The 3078-nt window shown below is 70.7% G+C and carries 4 protein-coding genes; 1 reads left to right on the top strand and 3 read right to left on the bottom strand.

Features of this window, described 5'->3' with window-relative positions; genetic code table 11:
• Positions 1-70: 70 nt before the first annotated feature.
• Positions 71-1024, top strand: a complete 954-nt coding sequence (locus ACFV61_RS22010; RefSeq protein ID WP_380425199.1) for a hypothetical protein — start codon at positions 71-73, stop codon at positions 1022-1024.
• A 132-nt stretch (positions 1025-1156) separates the two neighbouring features.
• Here ACFV61_RS22010 and ACFV61_RS22015 read toward each other — a convergent pair whose 3' ends face one another.
• The 3 genes from ACFV61_RS22015 to ACFV61_RS22025 form a co-directional block, all read right to left on the bottom strand.
• Positions 1157-1624: an NUDIX domain-containing protein gene (locus tag ACFV61_RS22015; RefSeq protein WP_380425197.1), complete on the bottom strand. Its 468-nt coding sequence runs from the start codon at positions 1622-1624 to the stop codon at positions 1157-1159.
• A gap of 75 nt (positions 1625-1699) precedes the next feature.
• Positions 1700-1948, bottom strand: a complete 249-nt coding sequence (locus ACFV61_RS22020; protein ID WP_380493470.1) for a hypothetical protein — start codon at positions 1946-1948, stop codon at positions 1700-1702.
• Between the two features lie 279 nt (positions 1949-2227).
• A partial coding sequence (locus ACFV61_RS22025) for a transcriptional regulator (protein ID WP_380493472.1) occupies positions 2228-3078 on the bottom strand: 851 nt, incomplete at its 5' end.

Raw genomic sequence — 3078 nt, forward strand, 5'->3', positions numbered from 1 at the left:
GACCGGGTGGCCCGGGGGGCCCTCCGGACCGGCCGCCGTCCCTCGTCGTCTCCCCTTCTTGGAGAGCTCTGTGCGTTCGCTAGTCCGGCGTATCGTCCTCGGCATCGCGCTGGCCCTGACCGGCCTGGTGCTGGTCCCGGGCGGCTCGGCCTCGGCCGACACCCCCTCGACGGTCCTGTTCAACCAGAAGTCCGAGCGCTGTCCCGACGGCGTACTGACGGGCACGCACCTGCGTCCCTGCGCGCCGTCCGACGGCCCGGGCCAGTGGGTGTTCAAGCCCGTCTCGGGCCTGCCGAGCGTCTACACCCTCAACAACACCAACGACCAGCGCTACTGCCTGACCGCCGACTACACCCCCTCCAGCGCCGAGTGCGTCGCCAACGCCACCTCGCAGATGTGGCGGGTCACGCCGTGGACCGCGGCCGACAGCACGTCGAGGTACGACCTGTTCGGGGTGCGGCTGCAGAACATCTCCAACTCCCAGTGCCTGGACAACACCGAGCACAGGATCGGCGGCGGCGGCTGGCGGCTCTACATGTTCGACTGCAACGACGGCGGGTACCAGGAGTGGGACATCTACCGCAGCACCTACGTGGCCCTGTTCGGCGGCGTCGCCACCCACAACGGCATGACCTGGGCCACCCTTGAGCAGCGCGCCGACAACGTCGTGCACGTCGGCAACGACAACAGCAGCAACGCGTACAGCGGCGACACCCCCGCCACCGCGCAGCTGCCCGTGCTGTGCCTCAAGCAGGACGGCCGCCCCGCCCCCGCCGGCGTCCCCACCAGCGGCTTCCACAGCTGGGCCGGCGGCGAGGTGAAGGCCACCATCCCCACCTCCGGCAGCCAGCTCTCCAGCCGGGCCGCCGCCGACCAGCTCTGCGCCGGCTACTTCGGCACCGGCTTCCGGATGGCCGAGTTCCACGACGCCAACGGCTGGGGCCTGTGGGCCAACGGCACCCTGCCCGCCGGCACCCGCTTCTGGACCGCCATCACCGACCAGCCGGCCAACCCCTGGAGCTGACCGCACCCGGACGCGGGAGGGCGGGCGCCGATCCTGGCGCCCGCCCCTTCTCATTGCCGAAGTGCCGAAGTGCCGAACGCGTCACCGCCTGGGCCGATGTGGGCACTGACCACCCCAACCCGGCGGCGGTCCTCAGGTCGCGCGCTGTCCGTGGAGGAGGACGGGCAGCGCGCGGCCCGCCAACGCCTCGGTGGCACGGGCGGCTTGGGAGGGCGCCATGACGTCGTGGAGTTGGCGGACGGGGACGAAGCGGGCACCGAACAGGCCGCTGCGGTGCCGGGGCGGGACGGTCAGGTGGGTGTCATCGCGCACCGTGCCGCCGTCGAAGACCAGGTTGAGGCGCTCCAGGTAACGGTCGGCGGGGGTGAAGTCGACCGCGAGGACGGCGGCGAGACGGAGGTTGAGGCCGGTCTCGGCGCGCAGGTTGCGGGCAGCGGCGAGGTGCGGGGGCTCGTTCGGCTTCGCGGCGCCGCCGGGCAGGATCAGCCCGTCCATGTAGTCCGGGTCGACGAGGAGAACGTCACCGCGCGGGTTGCGCACGAGGACGAGGCAGCCGAGCCGGCACACCGGCGGCTTGGCGAGCAGACGGGGGTCTTGCATCGGGCGGTTCACCTTCTGAGGGCGGCGAGGAGTACGAGGGAGAAGCCCGCCAACCACAGGAGGCGGGCGAGGAGTTCAGCCGTCACGCGTCAGGCGCTCGTAACGCAGCCCCTTGCGGAGCAGGTCGACGACCCGCAGGAGCGCGGACGGGCTGGCCGAGCCCAGATTCACCAGGTAGCACCCGGTCAACCGGCCGTGCTCCCAGTCGACTTCGACGGACGGCAGCGTGACGCCGCCCAGGGCGAGGACGGCCGTCAGGTCGTCCAGGACGTCGGCGGCCTGCCGCCGCTGGTCGACGGTGGCGCGGTAGACCTTCTCCCCCATCACGCCCCCACCTGCCGCCGCACCTCGAACCCCCGCCACGCACTGAAGGCGGCGGAGAAGGAGGAGAAGGAAGCCAGCTCACCCGAGGTACCGCTGCACAGCCACTCCCCCGTCGTCTCGTTCCGCACCCGGTAACACCGGCCCTCCGGGTCCCACCGCACCCCGTAGCCATGGAGCTTGATACCAACAGTCACCTTATGACTCCTCTCTGTGTTCGTACGGAGAGGTTCTCGTGGTGGCCACGCAATCAACAGGGACGGAACGTCCTAGTTTTGGGATCTAGTCAGTCAGCCCCAGGGAGCGGGCAAGCCTCTTCAGGCCGGGCGGGCGCGCCGGACCCGCCCAGAGGTCGGAGACGATGGCCACGGCGAGGGTGTGGTGCCGCATCCAGCCCGGCGCTACTCGCTGGAGCTTCTCCAAGGTCGACACCGCTCCCACCGCGTCCCCCATGTCCGTGTACGCGCGCGCTACGTCCAGGAGCAGCCAGGTCCGCCAGGACACCGGGGTGTCGTTGCTGAGCCTGATTCCCTTCGCGAGCCCCAAGGCTTCCTCCGGCCGGGCGAATTGGACCGCGAGCCGAACCCGCTCGATGCGCACCGAGGAGCTGTTGAACACGCTGACCATGCGGCCGTCGGCCGAGGCGGGAAGCTTTGAAAGGCGTCTGGTCGCCTGCTCTGCGGTCAGCATCATCTCGGATGCTCCGTCATAGTCGCCGCTCCGGGCCGTGCTGGTCGCTGCGGACATGATCAGTCCGCCCCACACCTTGAGCCCCTCCGCCTTCGACGAGTGCTCGTTCTCCACCCCGTCCGCTGCGTGGATGGCCAGCGTCTGCGCGTCGCCGAGCCGGTTCTGACGCTGATACGCCCAGGCCACCGAGTTGCAGATCATCGCCCCCAGCAGCGGGTCTTCCGCCGAGTCCGCTGCCGCTATTGCCCGTTCGAGACTGGACAGGCCGAGATCCGTCTTCCCTAGACGGATCGCGAGATGCCCGCCCAGTTGGAGAGCCTTGCCGAGCGCATGGTTACCGGCCAGGCGATCCTCGCCCCCGGCCCCCGCCCCCGGCGGGCGGGGCGCCCCGGCTGTTGGCGGGCCAGTATCCCAGGACACAGCGCCAGAGGGCCCCGGGGGTA

Origin of the sequence: Kitasatospora sp. NPDC059817, assembly GCF_042731835.1 — a bacterium.
Lineage (GTDB): Bacteria > Actinomycetota > Actinomycetes > Streptomycetales > Streptomycetaceae > Kitasatospora.

What these genes read in the sequence shown, in the direction of transcription:
- ACFV61_RS22015 (WP_380425197.1), bottom strand. Translation starts at nt 1,624, where the DNA reads ATGCAAGACCCCCGTCTGCTCGCCAAGCCGCCGGTGTGCCGGCTCGGC.
- ACFV61_RS22020 (WP_380493470.1), bottom strand. Translation starts at nt 1,948, where the DNA reads ATGGGGGAGAAGGTCTACCGCGCCACCGTCGACCAGCGGCGGCAGGCC.